This is a genomic window from Planctopirus limnophila DSM 3776 (assembly GCF_000092105.1).
Lineage (GTDB): Bacteria > Planctomycetota > Planctomycetia > Planctomycetales > Planctomycetaceae > Planctopirus > Planctopirus limnophila.
This window is the reverse complement of sequence record NC_014148.1, coordinates 2,872,970-2,890,268: the sequence shown is the minus strand read 5'-3', so window position 1 is coordinate 2,890,268 and position 17,299 is coordinate 2,872,970. Positions and strand designations below refer to the sequence as shown.

The following is a 17,299-nucleotide window of genomic DNA, read 5'->3' as shown; positions in this document are numbered from 1 at the left end:
ACATGCAAATATTATGTGTTTGCAGTGTTGTTCGATCTCCGGATTGAGAACATTCTGGATGATCCAGCCCAGCCATCGGGCATGGTCGTCAATCGAAATTTGTTGCTCTTGCGGTGCAAAAATGTTGGGCCGTCTTTTATTGAAAGTCAGTTCGGCGGCTCACGGTCTGCTCACCTATGATTTTTGTCCCTGGGCAAATCGATGGGTCTATTGGGTCAAGCACCCATTGTCCTTTCTCTCGCTGACAACCATCGCTGCGATCGCCTGCGCGATCTGGATCAATCCTTATTCGTTTATTGGAGTTGCGGGCGCGTTATTGATCCTGGCAGTGGGGTATGTCTGGCCCTACCTGAGTATGTGGGGGGTCTCTGGGGAAATTGAATTTGAACAGACTCATTGCAGTGAAGGGGAGTCGGCTCGAATTCAACTCGTCGTCAACAATCGCTGGCCATGGCCCGTCTGGGGTCTGAAAATCGTATGTTCGTCATCTCCACAGGCAGGTCTGGCCACAGGTGAAGGTCTTCCGGTCAAAAAAGAAGTCTGGGCATCGCTGGCATCGATCCCTGCCGGAACTCATTCAACGTTTACGTGGGAGTGGTTCCCTTCAGTTCGGGGTGAGTATCCCCGAGTGATTCCATGCCTGGAATCTTCATTTCCATTTGGCTTTCAAGTCGCCTCTCGAAAACTTCAGGTCAGGAATCGACTGATTGTCTGGCCTAAGGTGTGGACTTTGACATCATTGCTGGATGCGATTGAAGTTTTTCCCACTGCCGAAGTCTTTTCCGATCATCGGGTCGGTGATCAAGGTGATCTTCTCGGGACGCGGGCTTTCCGGCAGGGTGATTCGCTACGCCGCGTCCATTGGGCACAGACAGCCCGGCATGGGCAGATGATCGTTGTCGAAAGGCAGGCCTCGATCCAATCCAGGGTCGAAATCGATCTCCCCACAGATCGCTCAGTGCATGCAGGAAGCGTAGACGATTTCAATGCTTCTTTGAACTGGGCAACGCGTCTGGCAGCCAGCCTCGGTTTAGCCTATCTGGCTGCAGGCAGCACTGTGACCGTTCGTGTGGGCCAACAGGCACTCACTGTGGAGAACAGCACCAAAGGCAAAGCGAAGCTGTTGGATGCGCTGGCGCGAGTTCAAGAAACGACAGATGGCCGTCATGTTGGGCATCGATGCGATCGCCGGGGATTTCATCTGGCAATTGTGACTGACAAATGTGTGCAGGGGATGCACCTGCCTCATGAAGTTTCCGGGCGGATGATCGTTATTCGAACCTGTCACGAAGGGCATTGCGAAGACCAGCATGCTCACGACGATGCCTGTCTGCGTGGACTCTGGCTGGATCTGAACCCACATTTGGGAGAGCAGTTTCAACGCGAATGGAAGAGAGTGTGCCATGCCGGCTAACCAGCGAGTCAGCACGCTGCTCACATACACGCTTGCAGCGTTATCGAGCATGACTTTTGAGGTTGTGCTTGGTGAACCCGAGCGGGCGATCTGGCTTTCATGCGTCATCGGGATTAGTAAAGTTGTTCTGGCATTGTTGGCTGGATGGCTGCTGAAATTCAGTTTGCCAACTTATTTTACCAGGCCAGAAGGGCAGGATCACTCACTCCCCATCATCAGCGGGTTGGTCGTGGCCCTATTGGGTATCGAACTCATTACGCGGGCACAACTGGGGCTTTGGCTACCTCTGGAACTGCTTCTGCTCCTGGCGTTGCAAGCCGTCATGCTGGCACTGGTCATCATCAGTGGCTGGGGGAACTATCACGGCATGGTCGCGGTGATGTCGACATTTTTGATTCTTTTTTCGGCAGCACTTGGCAAGCCCTGGTGGTTGCAGATTCTCGTACTGGGATATCTGGCTGCCGGGATCTGGTGGCTGATGGGAAAACATTGGGAGAGTCTGCATTCCCATCTGATCTCGTCCAGTTCCAGGAGGTTTCCGCGCAGCTGGTTATTGATTGTGCCTGTGCTCTTGGGATTGACGATGCTCGCCATTCCGCTGGGTTATGCGGGTGTGACAGGCTCGCTGTCGGGGTTTATGCCCAGTTCAGGTGGAAATGGAGACTCAAGCCCCTGGGCGCGAGGGGGTGTCAATGATGGCGACACCGTGATTGCGGGAACGGAGAACGTCAAAAGTTTTGCCCCGATTGATGACGCACCGTTCATGACATCTCATGACCCGAGTCTGTACGACCTCTTTGATGATTCCTATAACGAACCCATCATTCCCAAAAATCAGGATCGAGCTATCGCTCTGCCTCGACAGTTTCGATCAACTGCCGAGCAGAAAATGGCCAAGGCTCAGACGGGTGGCCGTCCTTTTTCCATGTTGAGAAAATCAGAGACGGAAAATAAGACTCTTCCCACCAATATCTCGACGGACGCCGTAGCATTTTTGGTCGGGCGAGTCCCACTGCATCTGTCACTGCAGACTTTTGCAGAGTTTGATGGTGTGGTCTGGCAGGCCGAGGCTGAGCCCTCGATCGCATCGATGCAGGGAACAATCCAGACGATCCAGGGGAAGCCCTGGTTTGTCCTTCCGGCGGAAACTCGCCCAATGGGGTTTGGCCAGAGTGAACTGCATGCCATCAAGCTTGTGCAGCTCGATACCAATGCGATTCCATCGCCACCCGGTCTTGAAGCCGTGATGATTGATCAGTTAACGGATGCCACTTTTTACAAGTGGGCAGCCCCCGGCCGATTACGGCTTGATCGCGAGAGATTGCCTGACCTGACGGTCATCCATCTTCAATCAGCACCTGTGGCAGAGAAATCATTGCGATCGAGTCCGACGAACTTTCCAAGCGGTGCCATGCAATATCTGGGAATGCCTGATGATGATCATCTTCTGCGTTTCGAAGAGTTAGCGGAGCAGATAACCAAGCCCTATCCTCGTGGCTGGTCTCAGATTGCCGCTATTCGAGATTACGTGCGTTCTCATTACCAGCTTGATCGAGAAATTCGCCCCCCTGTCGATTGTGAGAATGTCCCTGCCTGGTTTCTGTTCGATTCCAAAAGAGGAAGCGATTATCACTTTGCCGCAGCGACAGCGATGCTCCTGCGAGCTGCTGGTTATCCCTCCCGGTTAGTCACAGGCCTGTATGCCCGGGATGATCGATACGATTATCGATTGAGGCATACAGCGATTCTCAAAGAGGATGTGCATACTTGGGTCGAGATTCATGCAGGTCTCAACTGGTGGGTCACCGTCGAGCCCACTCCCGGCTACAAAGTCTTGCAGCCGGTTCCCACCATCTCCGAATCGATCATGTTGGCGATCTGGTGGTTGTCGCGGACCATCTGGCAGAATTTTTTCATTCTGTTGGCGTGCTTCGTGATGACTTCTGTCGCATTCTGGCAGCGCCATCATCTGCTGGCGGAATGGAAGGCGTACAGGTGGCGGAAATCTTGCCATCGACTGAATCGAGAAGCTCTTCTGGAGGCCGGGAAAGTCCTATCGTTGAGACTCAAAGCCGCATCGTGGGATAAGCCAGATTCCTGCACTCTGGGACGCTGGCTTCAACAGATCCGGCGAAGCCTGAAGACCGCAGTTTCAAGAATCGATGGCCTCGAATCAGCATGTGCCATGGATGAATCACTGACGAAAACACGTGAAAAAATGCGGATGCTGGCTCCGTCGTGTCTGGAGTTATCGCGATTATTCGAGTGTTTTGCAGAATTGCACGATGCGGCTCTTTATGGCCCTGAGGCGTATTTCGAGAGGCTTCCATTCGCTGAAGCTCAATCACTACTGGCCCGGCTGAAGCAAATGGATGGCGATTGGAGCAGTTGGAGACTCAAACGCGTGCTCAAGGTTCTGGCTCAGGAATCTGAGCGAAGTCAGGCATTGAGCGAAGCCAAAAATCAGCCAGGTGAATTCACGGAAGTTTCATCCTCAGGTGTGGTGATTTCGGCAGATACTCGAAAAGCAGCCGCCAGATTCAGACTGAATCAGGATCAGCTCATTGTCAGTGCTTAATCAATAAACTTGTAAGTTTCGAAATCAATTTAGTCTCTAGGAATGGATAACTTCTGTGAATAACGCCGTCATCGACAATTCATCGCGATGGAGTCGTTCTGCGAATGAACACGATCCTGCTCATCGTATGAATCCCGCCGGGGAAAGTGATCTGGCGAACTTCCGTCAGAAGATCGATCAATTAAGAGGCCGGTTGAATTCCGCATTGTTGGGAAAACCGGCTGTTGTGGAGTATGTGCTGGCTTCATTGCTCGCACAGGGGCATGTGCTTCTGGAAGATAAGCCAGGGTTAGGGAAAACAACGCTGGCCGTTGCCCTCTCTCAATCGATCGGCAGCCGATTTCGCAGAGTTCAGTGTACTCCCGATCTGCTTCCCAGTGATCTGACGGGTTTCAATATCTACAACCAGAAAACCCAGGAATTCGAATTTCAGAAAGGCCCGGTATTCACCGAAGTGCTCCTGGCCGACGAAATCAATCGCGCCACTCCACGAACCCAGAGTGCGCTGCTGGAGTCCATGGCCGAAAAGCAGGTGACGATTGACGGAATGACTTATCAGTTACCGGCAACCTTTTTTGTCATTGCGACGCAAAACCCGCATGAACAGCACGGGACTTACCCCTTGCCTGAGGCTCAGCTTGATCGCTTTGCCATGAAGCTTTCGATTGGTTATCCCCAGGAGGATGATGAAGCTCGCATGCTGGCAGCGGCAGTCAAGTCGAGTCCAGAGCAGGGTAAGTCCGTCAGAACCACTGCTGATGAAAGCTGCCTGACCCCTGTCGAATTGCTCCATTTGCAGCAGTTGACGGCAGCGATTCATGTGCAGCCGAACGTGCAGAATTATCTGGTTCAGGTCGCCCGTGCCTCTCGTCATCATCCTCGTATTGCCTTGGGGCTGAGTCCTCGTGCGCTGCTCATCTGGCAACGACTGGGGCAAGCCTGGGCATGGTTACAGGGCCGGGATTTTGTTACGCCCAGCGATCTTCAAGAGGTCGCTTATCCGGTACTGGCTGTCCGTCTGGTGATCGATGAAGACTCGACTGAAAAAATGATCACAGAACTGATTTCATCGGTACCAGTCCCTTGATTGTGAATCTGCGAGTGCGATCAGGAGCTGTTGAGTCGTTTTAAGCCTTGATACTTTTTCGTCGTGAGTGACTTATGATCGTGCTGGTGACATTTCTGATTCGTACATTACAAGCCGCTGTCGATGCCGCCCCCACTTTGCTGGCTGGCTGTTTTTGTGCTGCATTTCTGCATGTCGTCGTGGGACGATCTCGATTGCACGCAGCATTTTCGGGTTCAGGCTGGCAGGGGGTGGTCAAGGCGACCATCTACGGTTCTCTGGTGCCAGTCTGCTCGCTCGGTGTGATCCCCCTCTTATTTGAAATGCGATCTGCCCGGGTGAACATGGGGCGCATTGTCGCCTTTGGAGTCTCGGCCCCACTGCTGAATCCGATCACTGTCTGTTATGGGTTGACGGTGCTCACTGTTCCCATGTTCTTGACCGTTGTTGGTTGCGCTTTACTGATTTCGATCAGTGCAGGGCTGCTGATTGAAAGATTTTCACCTGAGAGCGAGCCAGATTCTTCCGCTCTTGCCAATCCGGAAGATGAGCGGCATGTCCATGTTTATGGCCTCGTTCGCATGCTCAACCTGATGATCATGACTCTCCGCATGCTGGCTGGGCCGGCACTCGCGTGGGTCATTCTGGGAATGGTGATCTCAGGCGCGACGGCGGCAGTAATTCCGGCTGACAGTCTGGGTCACGAAATGGTGCATACAAATCTGTGGGCACCTTTGCTGATGATGGCCGCTGTGACGACGCAATTCGTCTCACCCGCAACGGGGATCATGCAGATGGCGGCGATGGAGAAGGTGCACTGGTCACTTGCAGCAGCGCTCATGCTCCAGACAGCAGGTGTCGGGCTGACAGCCTCCAATCTGATCATCTTCAGCCGCGTCCTGGGTTTGAAGAAAATGCTGGTCGTTCTCGGAATGATCTTCTCCTTAACTCTGGCCATTGGATTTGCTGCCAACGAGACCTTGCCGCGGATTCCGACAGACGACGATGAAACACATGCTCTGGATAATCTCTCTCAGCCATTTGGGACTTTTTCAACAATTCCGCCCTTCCAGCAGATCTGGGCCAGTGCCACGACCTTTTCGAGCGAGGCCAACGCCTGGGCCCTGGATATCGTGCTGATTGGCGTTGTGGTCGGTGGTGTTTTGAGATGGCGGAAGATTGGCTTGTTCTTGCCACAAGCCGTCTTGCAAGCCAAAGAAGAAGCGGCGGAAAAGACTCGGAACAACAGCTTCAATCGCCCACTTTCACCCAGAATATTAAAAGGCTTAGGTCTTGCTGCCTCGACGGCTGGCCTCTTGCTGGTGGTCTATATTTACTATCCACCCGCTGAAGAGGTGTTCGATGAGATTGGTGCAATTCGTGCTGAAGCTTTGACAGCGATCAATCAGGGGCAATGGGGGATTGCCGAGACTCGATTATCCGCCTGGAATCAGCAATTGAGCAAACTGAAAACCAGTGAAATGCTCAGGGGAAGGTTCACGACAGAGGCGAGGGAAGAGGCTGTCCGCAAACTCGGCCTCAGGTTGAAAGAAGTCCAGGAGGCCATTCGGAAGAATGCGGCAGAGGAAGCGAAAGAGCTTTCCAGAGATCTCTTCAGCATGAACAGCGAGTGCCGCCGAATCTTTCTGAATCAGGATACGAAGACTGCTCTCTAGTCATCCTTTGCAAGTCCTGACGAGGTCTGTGAGGAGCTGGTAAAATGGCACCTCGATCAGGAATCAGAAGTCGAAGATTCTGTGGTGACTTCGCTGGGTTGCTCGATTCTCAATCGAAGGATTTTTCGTTTATCTGCTTCAATAATCGTCATCTTGAGATTATTCCAGTCGAAGATCTCACCCGTCGACGGCATACGGCCCAGTTGAGAAAAGACAAAGCCTCCAATGGTGTCGAATTCGCCATCTTCGGGAAGCCCATAGAGAAACTGTTCGTTCAAATCGTCGATATGCATCCGAGCATCGATTTCGACGATGTTTGGAGCAATCTTCTTAACAGGCGACTCACCTTCGAGAGTGTCATACTCGTCGGCAATCTCACCGACGATCTCCTCAAGGATGTCTTCCATTGTCACGAGACCAGCGACACCGCCGTACTCATCGAGAACAATTGCCAATTGAAAATGCTCCCGCTGCATCATTTCGAGAAGGGCAGCGATGCCAGTTGTTTCGGGGATGTATTTGGGTTCGCGGAGAATTTCGCTCAGTTTCGGGAGTGAATCCCGTGCGCAGGCAGGGTCGAGAGCTTTGAGTAGATCTTTTGAATAGAGCAAGCCCACAATCTCATCCGGGCTGTCGGCCACGACGGGAACGCGGGAATGACCCGATGAAATCAGTTTCTGGCGAGCTTCTTCCAGAGAGGCCCCCAGAGGGATCGAGAACATATCGGTGCGCGGGGTCATGATTCCGCCCACATCTTCGTCCTGCAGCTCCATCACCCGGTGGATCATCACGCGGGCCCCCTGTTCGAGGTAACCCTCACGCTGCCCCTCATCGACCACAGTACGTATTTCATCACTTAAGACCGAGGCATCATCTTCTTCGGGTTCACCGCGTCCTACGAGACGATGGGCCATGCGATCGAGCCATTTGGCCAAAGAAAGTAATGGCCACAGTAGATATTGAACGCTGTTGATCACTGGCCACCAGCGGTCCAGAAATGGCTCACTGGCAACCCGTGCGATACACCAGGGAAGAATGTCCGCAACGAGCAGTACCGCCAGAACCAGGAAGACGTACTCGGCCACAAAATCCCAGGGAAAACTCTGGGTTAATGCTGCTTCCTGGGCACGAGGCCAACCGATTCCAAGGCCAACGGAAGCCGCCACGCATAAAGTTGATAATGATAAGAGCAACTCAAGCCCCAGCAGGGCCGATTCCTGTTGCCTGAGAATTTCGCTGAATCTCTGGGAACGTCCCCTCTGGTTGCAAATTTCTTCGAGACGGCTGTAAGAAAAATCTCTCAGTGCGTAGCAACCCAAGGCGCTCCAGCACGCCACCAGCAGAAACCCGCCGATTGCAATCAGAACAATCATCATGGCAGCGAGACCAGGCTCCTTGGATAATTCAAAGTTCGATCATTCCCTGGGAGCAAAATCTCTCCCAACATTTTCAATCAGTTCTGGAGTTGCTGAGATAGGCACTGATTCAACAAAACCGTCGTACCAGTCAATGAAGTCGTGGGGTCAGTCTGATGGATCAACCTGAGGATCGAGACCTAATGGCAACAGATAAAACCGCTCGCGTTCACGCATCCTGTTTCGCTCAGATGCGACGAGATCGTCATATCCACAAAGATGTAATGATCCGTGCAGGCAGTATAACAAGACTTCCGAAGCGATGCACCAATTGTTCTCGGCAGCCATACCCGCTGCGGTTTCCACACTGACGATGACTTCGCCAATCAGTGGTTCAGGGAAATCCGGATCCGCATGATCGTGATTATGCGAGACTGAATCCTCACTTCCATTCAGTACGAAGCTGATGACATCCGTGGGGTAGTCATGATTCAGAAAGTCGCGATTGACCTTGTGGATCTGCTGGTTATCGACAAGGGCAATACTGATTTCTGCCTCTGGAAAACCTTCGGTTTCGAAAACATGTTTTAGTAATGTCTGGATAGGTTTCGGGTCGATCGAGGCGATTGATTGATGATCTGTGATTTCAATATCAATCATTTGCGCAAAGTCTTGTCCAAAAGAAAATTTATCTGGGTCATGTTCATCTGGCTCATGGAAGAGAAGTTGATGGGCTAGGCCGTTTTCTGGTCAGGGTATTTGATGCGGCCGTGGTAAATCGAAATGAGCGATTTCACCAGAGAGTCTTCCACAATCGCCAGCTCGGTCAACGTCAGGCCGCTTTCATCGAACTGGCCGTCGAGCAGCCGCTTGAGCAGGATTTCGTGCACCAGCGTTTCAATGCGTTTGGGAGTCGGTTCGCTGAGAGTTCGGCTGGCGCCTTCGACAGCGTCCGCCAGCATCATAATTCCAGTTTCTTTCGATTGAGGCTTTGGCCCAGGATATCGGAAGGATGATTCTTCAACCTCGGTTCTCACCTCGGCAGACTGTTGCCCTGCATATCGGGAAGCCTTGTGAAAGAAATACTCCACAAGTGTCGTACCATGATGCTGTTCAATAAAATCAATCAGCGAGTCTGGCAAATGGTGCTGGCGTCCCAGGTCGGCTCCATCTTTGACGTGACCGATGATAATCAAAGTACTCATGGCGGGGGCGAGATTTTCATGCCGATTCAACTCACCCGCTGTCATGTTTTCCACAAAATACTGGGGCTTGAGCATCTTCCCGATATCATGAAAGTAAGCTCCCACCCGACATAATAGACCATTGGCGCCAATTGCATCGGCGGCTGTTTCGGCGAGTGTCGCCACACCAATTGAGTGGTTGTATGTGCCCGGTGCCCGGCGAACGAGCTCCTGAAGTAAAGGGTGCGAGACATCGCTCAATTCCAGCAGACTGATGTCTGTCACCACGCCGAAGGTCGATTCAATAAATGGCAGGCTGCCAGCCACAAGATAACCTGCGGCAATGCACCATCCCGCACCTCGCAATGCGTGCCAGAAGAGTTCGTGGTCGACCCACAACCTGTCGGGTCGCTGACTGACAATGACACCCATCGTCATCGTCAGCAAAAAGTAAGTTCCGGCAGTGGCAATCCCAACTTTGATGAGTTTGGATCGGGAAGAGACCTGACCAATACTGACAATGGCCACGCAGATGGCACCAAGAATCGCGACAAACTCTCCTGTATCGAAACCATTCGAAAGCACCAGGATCAAGGCCAGGCTGAGCCCTGTTAGAGCCGCGATGACCTGCTGATAAGCAATTGTCAGCACCATGACAACGCAGAGCAGGGGAATCAGTTCCGCTCGCCACGGATCGAAAGACATCCAGCGGGCAAGGGCGATTGCCAGGAGCAAGCTGCTCAAGTAAACGGTCAAGCGGGCAGTGCTTTTGACCAGTCTTGGTTCGGAACGAACAATGTAATAACCATTAACGGCAGCGAGAACAGAGAGCAGCAGAAAGACGACGACAGCCCTTAACAGGCCTTCGTACCAGGCGATCCCAGCCGCGATCTCATCGAACTGAGCCTTCAGAATATTCAATGTTTCGGGACTGATGTTTGTTCCCGGGGCAACCAGCAGTGTTCCCCGTTTATATTTATCGACAATGATTTCGGTCTGCAGCCGGGCTTCATTGAGGGCCTGTCGCGAGCGTGCTTCATCAAACTCCAGAGTGCTGGGAGCTCGATTGACCAGCCAGCGTTCCAATAAGGGTTGCAGAGGTTGCAGCAGATCAAAAGATTTCCAGCTGCGTCCCAGTTTGCCGGTGCTTTTGAGCACTTCTTTCAACAGAACCTGAGTGATGGCAATATCCTGCTCATCGGCTGGATTTTCATCAGGAATGATATGAATGACGGCATCTTCTCGGAGATCGTGAAGTGCCAATTCGGATGGATCCAGAATCCCTGTCTGACGCAAAGGCTCAATAAACTTGGTGAACTCACCAATCATCTGCTCAATTCGCTGCTCACCTGTTTCCTCGGAGCCGAGTGTTGATTTGAGAGTCTCCCAAGCCTTGAAATTATCCCCCATATTGCCATTCATATCGATGGATAAACCAAAAGATATGAGCACATCGGCAGGCACATCTGCCGGCTGTTTGGCATTGAGAATCGCGAAGAGTGATTCCCTTAATTCATCGATCAGAGTGCGCCAGGCGGCGGTATGGGCCAGGTAGACCGGTGGAGTTTCCGCTTCGTTCCTTTGCCTGGCCATTTCGGTTTTTTCGTCATTGAGACGACCGAAATCAATGCGGGCGACAATTCCATCCCGGCTGTACTGCCCCTGCCGGTAAGGGAAGGGGGCCGTCCAGCCCTCGACACAGACCACCATCAGCACGAGCGAAATCATGACCAGAAGCAGACGAAGCAGGATGTCTGCCTGGCCCATCTGTTGCGAAAAACGATTCAGTAATGAACTGGAACTGCCCAGGTTGGCAGCTCGACCAATGCGTGTCTTGCGAGGCGAAAACAGTGGCATAGATGTCATTCCCCGGAAGCGGCACCTTTGGGAAAAGTGCCGCCTCTGATTTCGGCTCGTTTTCTATCAAGATGAGATTTCAGCCCATATCAGGTCTGAAACTCATTGAGAGAGCGAGCGGAAGTTGATCGGGGTTTCACTCCTGCACAGCGGTGCTGTCTTTTGGATCCGGAGGACTGTTGTTTGCAGTCTGGGCTTCAGTTAAGGCAGAACCGGCAATAGGGTTGGGCGTACGTTTGGCCTCAAATTGTGTTCGAGGACGGAAGTCATTCGACTTTCCAGTATCGTAAGCCGCAACGATACGCCTTACCAGTGGGTGTCTGACAATGTCGCCTCCAGAAAGCTCGATGACGGAGATTCCTTCGACATTTCTCAGCCGCTGGACAGCATCGGCAAGGCCGCTGGTCACGTTGTCCGGGAGATCGATCTGGGTGGCATCACCTGTCACCACGATTTTTGATCTTTGGCCCATACGGGTCAAAAACATCTTCATTTGCACAGTGGTTGTATTTTGTGCTTCATCGAGAATGATAAACGTGTTGTTAAGGGTCCGGCCTCTCATGAACGCCAAAGGTGCGATCTCGATCACATCGCGATCGAGGTATCGCTGCACTGTGTCAAAATCAAGAATGTCTCCCAAAGCATCCAGCAGTGGTCGCAGGTACGGATTGACTTTTTCGAGCATATCACCCGGGAGAAAACCGAGCTTTTCGCCGGCTTCAACAGCCGGTCGAACCAGCACAATCTTACGAACCTGCTCGTTTCTCAGAGCGTTCACTGCCATAGCGACAGCCAGATAGGTTTTGCCGGAGCCGGCCGGGCCCGAGCAGAAGACCAGATCATGTTGGCGGATCGCTTCAATATAAGCCGCCTGCCCCTGACCCATGGGGAAGACTTTTTTGGCTTTATGGAAGACATCAATCGATGATTCCGCGCCCAGCATGGCTTCTGCATTGCGCCGATTGAGCACTCGTTCAAACTCTTCGTCTGAAAGCATGCCACGTCTTTCGATGGTTCCCCGGAGTTCACCAATGATATCGCTGCCTAAATCCACCTGCTCGGAGGGCCCGGATAAGCGGATTTCGTCTCCGCGAAAGACCACTTCGATACGAAGCTTCTCACGCAGTTTACGCAGATTGCGATCATTCGGGCCAAAGAGCAGTTTGAGATGCTCGTGATTCTGAAATGCGATTTTGCGATCTGTCATCCTGATTCCGCTTCAATAACGTCTTTATCGTCGATCGGCTTTCGGTCTGCTTCGAAGACAAACTGCGATCTTCCATGGTACACGCTCTGAAGGAGCGATAACGACCGCATTGACATTTTCTTGTCATAAGTCTGATTAATTATTGCCAAGCTAATGAGAATGGCCATCTTGAAACCAATTGGCCAGCCTGATGAGAAATGCCGCCAAGTGTGCTCGATGACTAAACGTTTTGTCCTGTTGGCAGTTCATTCATCGCCAGTCTCTTGTGTGTCCAGGGATTGATGTCTGGTGGCAACTTCTGCCGTCAATGGACACATGCGGGCACGCCGGGTTCAAAATTTTTTCTTTGAACCCGCATTTCGAGTCAAGAATGTTCCACACAGAGACTCTTCAGCCAGAAATGAACACCCCAGCCATGATCCTGACGCTTTTCTTGATGCAATTGCTATCAAGTGCCTTACCCGAATAACTCGATTTTACTGATACGCGGGTTGGTGCCGCCGCGTGCGGTCGTGGGCGGAAACCAGGCCAGGATGGCCGGTCTACGAAACGACAGGGATGTTTGAACATGTATGAAGCGTTTTTCCATCTGGCTCGCCGACCTTTTGTCGGGACACCAGATCCGAATTGCTGGTTTCCGACTGAGCTTGTGCAGCAGGCTCACGATGCGATCCTGCTGGGGCTGCGCGAAAGAGCAGGGGTGGCGATACTCAGTGGTGCGGCAGGTGTTGGAAAAACGTTGTTGTGCGAGCGATTTGCCCGTGAGTTGGGAAATGATCATCCCGTCGTCTTTCTAAGGCATCCTCGTTTTGCGACGCGCCGCTCGCTGCTGCAAACCATTCTGGGCGAGTTGGAACTCCCTTTCAGTCGCTTGAGCGAGCAGGAGTTACGACAGGAGTTTGAACGTTTCCTGAATCAAATGGTCGAGCAGGGGCATCAGTTTTTTCTCATCTGTGATGAGGCTCATCTGCTGGAAGACAAGATCATTGAAGAATTGAGAGCCTTCAGTGATCTCCATTTTCATGGGCAATCGGTCGTCAGGTTACTGCTGGCTGGTCAACTGGAGCTCGAAGAACGTTTAGCGACTCCGGAACTTCAATCTCTGGCACAGCGAGTCACGACGCATTCCGCATTGGAAACGTTGAATCGTGCTGAATCGCATGAGTTTCTGGATTATCGTCTGACATGGGCAGGTGGTCGGCTCGAAGAATGTTTCACGCCAGATGCCCTTGCCCTGATTGCCGAAGTGAGTGGTGGATCGCCACGATGTCTGTGCCTGTTGGCCGATCATGCCCTGCTCCTGGCCTTTGCTCTGGGAGAAAAGCCAGTTTCTGTCTCAATCGTCGAAAACGCACTGAACGACCTCAAGCATCTGGCTTTGCCATGGCAACTGAAAATGGTGCGCAGTGCTGAGCTTTCTCTGTCGGGTCTGGCTGATGAGCAGGCCAGTCTGCAGGAAGCTACCGACTCGATCATCGACAAAGCTCTCAATGATGCCGTGAATTCTCCGGCTGTTATCGAAAACGACACTGAATCTGCGAGCCATCTGCTTGCTGACAGCTCTGCCATTAATCCTTTGCAACTCGTTGAAACTGGGAAAATTTCCGAGAGTCAGGCCGTTGATGACTGGGATCAACTCGAACTCTCTTCGATTGAGATTGGTGCTGGAGTGGAGACAGAAAATCATCCGGCAGCAGTGCCTGATCAGGATGATTTTTCGGCGATTGAAGAAGAGTTCGCAGAGGAGTCCTCTCGACTGGCGCAGTCTTCCACAACCGGCTTGCCAGGGAAGTTTGATGACTGGTCCGCCATGAGTTCTGAACCTGAACTCAAGGGGCAGCACTTTTCAGCCCAGGTTGTCGAGCGACAAGAAACGTCCATTCATCAGCAAACGTTTGACGACATCGCCATGGATGATTTTGGCCAGGAAGATGTTGCCAGCCATGAGATAGAAAGTCATTTCGAGGATCCTCAGGCGAGATCCGACGAGCACGCTTTGAGTGATGCCTTACCAGCATATGCAGGCCACCACGAAGACAGCGATGCTGCGACTCATGACTCAGCCGTTCCAGTTTCGGAACAGGAAGCTCTCGAACAGCGTCTTGAAAGGATGCTGGCCAAGTGGCGTCTGGCCACGGATCAGGATCAGATCAAAGGGCCGCACACGCCATTTTCCAGTCAGTGGAAGCTGTTGGATCAGGTCGATACTCCTGAGTTGCCACAGACTTCGACGGGTCCTGGTTCGAGCAGCCTTAGCTCGAATCACGGAGACATCGGTGCCATTGGTCTTTCGAATGATGAACATCCTGCTTTGTGCGCAGCGGAAGACCATTTGAAATCGACCTCATCATCGAATGTGACATCGGATCTGAAGGGTGCCGATCGTCTCGAAGCAGAATTCATAGAGACCGAAGTTCCATCCAGTCTGTTTGTCCATCCTTCCTGGGGTGTGTCACAAATTCCTCAGGATTTTGTCCCCTTTTCAGATCCTACAAAACTGTTCGAGGCTATCGAGAATCATGAGCGACCGATTGAAGTTGCCATGACCAACGATATGATTCCCGTGATGCCGCTTCCCGAAGCGGAACAGGCGGTGACCAGCGCTGCCTCTGAGTCGGCGGGGCCAGACGAAACAACGTCTCCTGATCGCTTGATCGATTCTGAGCAGACAGGAATTGCCGCTGCCATTGATCAGATTCTGCCTTGGATCGATGTCGCGGAAGGCCGCCATTCAGAACTGGTAGCGGAACAAACTCAGGAGTTGGATCGGAAGTATGCCGAGATCAGCTCGATGGCAGAGCATCGTTCGGAAATGTCGCCTGCCGACCGACAGGCTGCACGACTGGCAAAGTATGTGGCTGGTGACCTGGATGAGATTCGAGAGCGGGCACTGGCTGCTGAGGCGATGGATCTTGCCGAGGGAACACGGGCGGCTCTGAATGTTCTCTCTCAAGGTTCAAACTTGGGCAGCAGCCAGTTACCCCAACAGGAAAAGATTCCGGAAGAGGCTCTGGAGCCTTGGGAAGCCGATCTGGGTGGGGCAGAAACCGAATCCGAGGACTGGCTGAATCCGGCTGATGAATCTTTGCTGAGCGAAGATCCGTTGTCACACGATGAGTATGATCCCGTACTTGATGCTGATGACAAGATCATGAACGGGATGAATGAAATTCAGCAGCAGGCATTTCATCCCCAGCAGGATGCCGAGAGAATTTTCTCGAAAATGGATGGCCATACTGAGCAGGAAGCAGGGGAGGCGATTGATACCCCTGAGCTTCAGCCGACTTTGGCAACAAGGTACAGAAACCTCTTCAGTATCTTGAGACGCCGAGCAACCGGGCAGCGTCGCTAGTCGAGTTCCAGATTCAAACTCGATGCTGGTTCCAGAAATGGCTTTGTCTGCACCCGAGGGCTATTTGTGGAATCAGAGACAGCATCATCTGTTTTTGAAAGAGTTTCGTGATGCTCTTGAAGAGCAGTTTGAGATGCTTGCGTTTGAGTCCTGGCCCAATCGATAAATTGAGAATTCAGCTGGTCGAGATCAACGGTTTTCGTCAGTTGACAGAGAATGATGGCCGAATCTTTCGCGGCAGTCGACCGGCGTAATCTCCTATAGAACGATTCCAGTACTCCCTGTTGCTGCAGGTAAATGCAGAACAGCCTCGAGTGGGCATATTCGGTGGCTGGAGAATTCGACGCGGCAAACGGCTGGCTGATCAATGTTTTCAGCGCAGGAGCCTTTGACCGATGGAGTGCTTCGCGGAAATGTTGATATCTCCAGTTAGGCAGACCTTTGAGTGCTGTGCCTGTCTCGTTGAATTCACATTCTTCGTGCAATGAAGCGAGGCCTTCATCAAACCACTCAGGACAGTTTTCAAAATCACTATGAATCAGTGCATGCGTCAGTTCATGAGCTAATGAACCGATCCCGGTTTCCAGATTGATGGCGATACAGTGATCATCTCGCGAATAAAAACCTGCGTATTCGACAGGTCTGAATCCTGGCCAGCGAGGACGGAGTGAATTCCAGCGTGCCGCCGATTTCACCAGAATGATTTTGATGGGTTTGTTGACTGGTGCGTCAAAATAGCTGACGGAAAGGGCATGGTGGCTCGGAAGCAGGACATTCGCATAGATCCACTGCAGATCTTCCATGGAACTATCGCTCGCCAGGACAAAAGGGGCTCGAGCGAGGATTTGAAAGTCGGTACCTAATTCAATGCGCAGTTGATTGGCAGCTTCCTGTACGTCTTTGGTGATTTCTTCCTGGGGCGGGGACTCCTTATCGAGTTTTTCGGCGTTGTGATCCCTGTTGAACAAACTGGAGACTGGCTGCCACCATCCGGATGAGGCTGGCGAAGCTGCCAGTGTTGACGGATGGTTTTGCCAGGCAGATGTCTCATGCGAGAGGGCCGGAGGTCTGGTCAGCCAGAAGCAGCACCCGATGATCGCGAATGGGCCGAAAATCAGCACCATATGTCGCGTTCGTTGATGTGCTGGGGCCGTAGCCATAAACACCAGATCTCAAATGAGCAGGCAAAATTGAAGAGCGGATCCTCACGTCGAGGGCAATAGTCATTCGCTGGGAGTAAGTGTCCGAAGAGAGGATTCATCAATATTCAGGTGGAATGTTTCCGAATCATCGATTTCCCAGCACATCGTTTTCACTGTGCAATGTCAGATCAAATATGACCGGGTATTTTCAACAGGCGGCCTGTTTCTGCTCGCTTTAGGAAAAATGACAAAAATCCTGAGGAAAGCACCGGGTAACTTTTCCACCACAGGAAGGCTCTCCTGACTGAAAGAATCGAAAGAATCGTTCAGGTCATGGAATGGTCAGGTAGACTGGGCAAAAAAAGTTAAGGCGAAACTGACCGATTCCCCCCTAAAACTTCCTTTTCCCAAACTGCTGATTCCCCTAGGCTAGATGCTCATGCAAACTAGACAGGTGCCTCAAAGTCC

General features: G+C 52.1%; 10 protein-coding genes. 5 read left to right on the top strand and 5 right to left on the bottom strand.

What is annotated here, in order from left to right:
- Positions 1–121 precede the first annotated feature (121 nt).
- The 4 genes from PLIM_RS11530 to PLIM_RS11515 all read left to right on the top strand — a co-directional run bounded on the left by PLIM_RS11530 (position 122) and on the right by PLIM_RS11515 (position 6,734).
- Positions 122–1,414 carry a DUF58 domain-containing protein gene (locus PLIM_RS11530; RefSeq protein WP_041401630.1) on the top strand — a complete coding sequence of 431 codons (1,293 nt, stop codon included), beginning with the start codon at positions 122–124 and terminating at the stop codon, positions 1,412–1,414.
- Positions 1,404–3,992 (top strand): transglutaminase-like domain-containing protein, encoded by a 2,589-nt coding sequence (locus tag PLIM_RS11525; protein ID WP_013110495.1) that lies wholly within the window; start codon positions 1,404–1,406, stop codon positions 3,990–3,992. The genes PLIM_RS11530 and PLIM_RS11525 overlap by 11 nt, the downstream gene beginning before the upstream one ends.
- A gap of 55 nt (positions 3,993–4,047) precedes the next feature.
- On the top strand, positions 4,048–5,079 hold the full coding sequence (locus tag PLIM_RS11520) for an AAA family ATPase (RefSeq protein ID WP_013110494.1): 1,032 nt from the start codon (positions 4,048–4,050) through the stop codon (positions 5,077–5,079).
- A gap of 80 nt (positions 5,080–5,159) precedes the next feature.
- Complete coding sequence (locus PLIM_RS11515) at positions 5,160–6,734, top strand: permease (protein WP_196349441.1); 1,575 nt, start codon at positions 5,160–5,162, stop codon at positions 6,732–6,734.
- Positions 6,735–6,790: 56 nt separating this feature from the next.
- On the opposite strand, the gene PLIM_RS11510 is transcribed toward PLIM_RS11515, so the two are convergent.
- From PLIM_RS11510 to PLIM_RS11495, 4 genes are all read right to left on the bottom strand, one after another.
- Positions 6,791–8,110 carry a hemolysin family protein gene (locus PLIM_RS11510; RefSeq protein WP_013110492.1) on the bottom strand — a complete coding sequence of 440 codons (1,320 nt, stop codon included), beginning with the start codon at positions 8,108–8,110 and terminating at the stop codon, positions 6,791–6,793.
- Between the two features lie 147 nt (positions 8,111–8,257).
- A complete protein-coding gene (ybeY, locus tag PLIM_RS11505; RefSeq protein ID WP_013110491.1) occupies positions 8,258–8,749 on the bottom strand; it encodes an rRNA maturation RNase YbeY in 492 nt (163 codons plus the stop codon).
- Positions 8,750–8,823: 74 nt separating this feature from the next.
- Complete coding sequence (locus PLIM_RS11500) at positions 8,824–11,130, bottom strand: HD family phosphohydrolase (RefSeq protein ID WP_013110490.1); 2,307 nt, start codon at positions 11,128–11,130, stop codon at positions 8,824–8,826.
- A 136-nt stretch (positions 11,131–11,266) separates the two neighbouring features.
- Complete coding sequence (locus PLIM_RS11495; protein WP_013110489.1) at positions 11,267–12,337, bottom strand: PhoH family protein; 1,071 nt, start codon at positions 12,335–12,337, stop codon at positions 11,267–11,269.
- Positions 12,338–12,905: 568 nt separating this feature from the next.
- Between PLIM_RS11495 and PLIM_RS11490 the strand changes: the two genes are divergently transcribed.
- Entirely contained in the window at positions 12,906–15,689 is a 2,784-nt protein-coding gene (locus PLIM_RS11490; RefSeq protein ID WP_013110488.1) for an ExeA family protein, read from the top strand.
- On the opposite strand, the gene PLIM_RS11485 is transcribed toward PLIM_RS11490, so the two are convergent.
- Positions 15,686–16,813 (bottom strand): hypothetical protein, encoded by a 1,128-nt coding sequence (locus PLIM_RS11485; RefSeq protein WP_196349440.1) that lies wholly within the window; start codon positions 16,811–16,813, stop codon positions 15,686–15,688. The genes PLIM_RS11490 and PLIM_RS11485 overlap by 4 nt on opposite strands.
- Positions 16,814–17,299 lie beyond the last annotated feature (486 nt).

Excerpts from the sequence above, each read along its gene's own strand:
- PLIM_RS11495 (WP_013110489.1), bottom strand. The coding sequence starts at position 12,337 with ATGACAGATCGCAAAATCGCATTTCAGAATCACGAGCATCTCAAACTG.
- PLIM_RS11525 (WP_013110495.1), top strand. The coding sequence starts at position 1,404 with ATGCCGGCTAACCAGCGAGTCAGCACGCTGCTCACATACACGCTTGCA.
- PLIM_RS11490 (WP_013110488.1), top strand. The coding sequence starts at position 12,906 with ATGTATGAAGCGTTTTTCCATCTGGCTCGCCGACCTTTTGTCGGGACA.
- PLIM_RS11530 (WP_041401630.1), top strand. The coding sequence starts at position 122 with ATGTTGGGCCGTCTTTTATTGAAAGTCAGTTCGGCGGCTCACGGTCTG.
- PLIM_RS11500 (WP_013110490.1), bottom strand. The coding sequence starts at position 11,130 with ATGCCACTGTTTTCGCCTCGCAAGACACGCATTGGTCGAGCTGCCAAC.
- ybeY (WP_013110491.1), bottom strand. The coding sequence starts at position 8,749 with ATGATTGATATTGAAATCACAGATCATCAATCAATCGCCTCGATCGAC.
- PLIM_RS11510 (WP_013110492.1), bottom strand. The coding sequence starts at position 8,110 with ATGATGATTGTTCTGATTGCAATCGGCGGGTTTCTGCTGGTGGCGTGC.
- PLIM_RS11485 (WP_196349440.1), bottom strand. The coding sequence starts at position 16,813 with ATGGTGCTGATTTTCGGCCCATTCGCGATCATCGGGTGCTGCTTCTGG.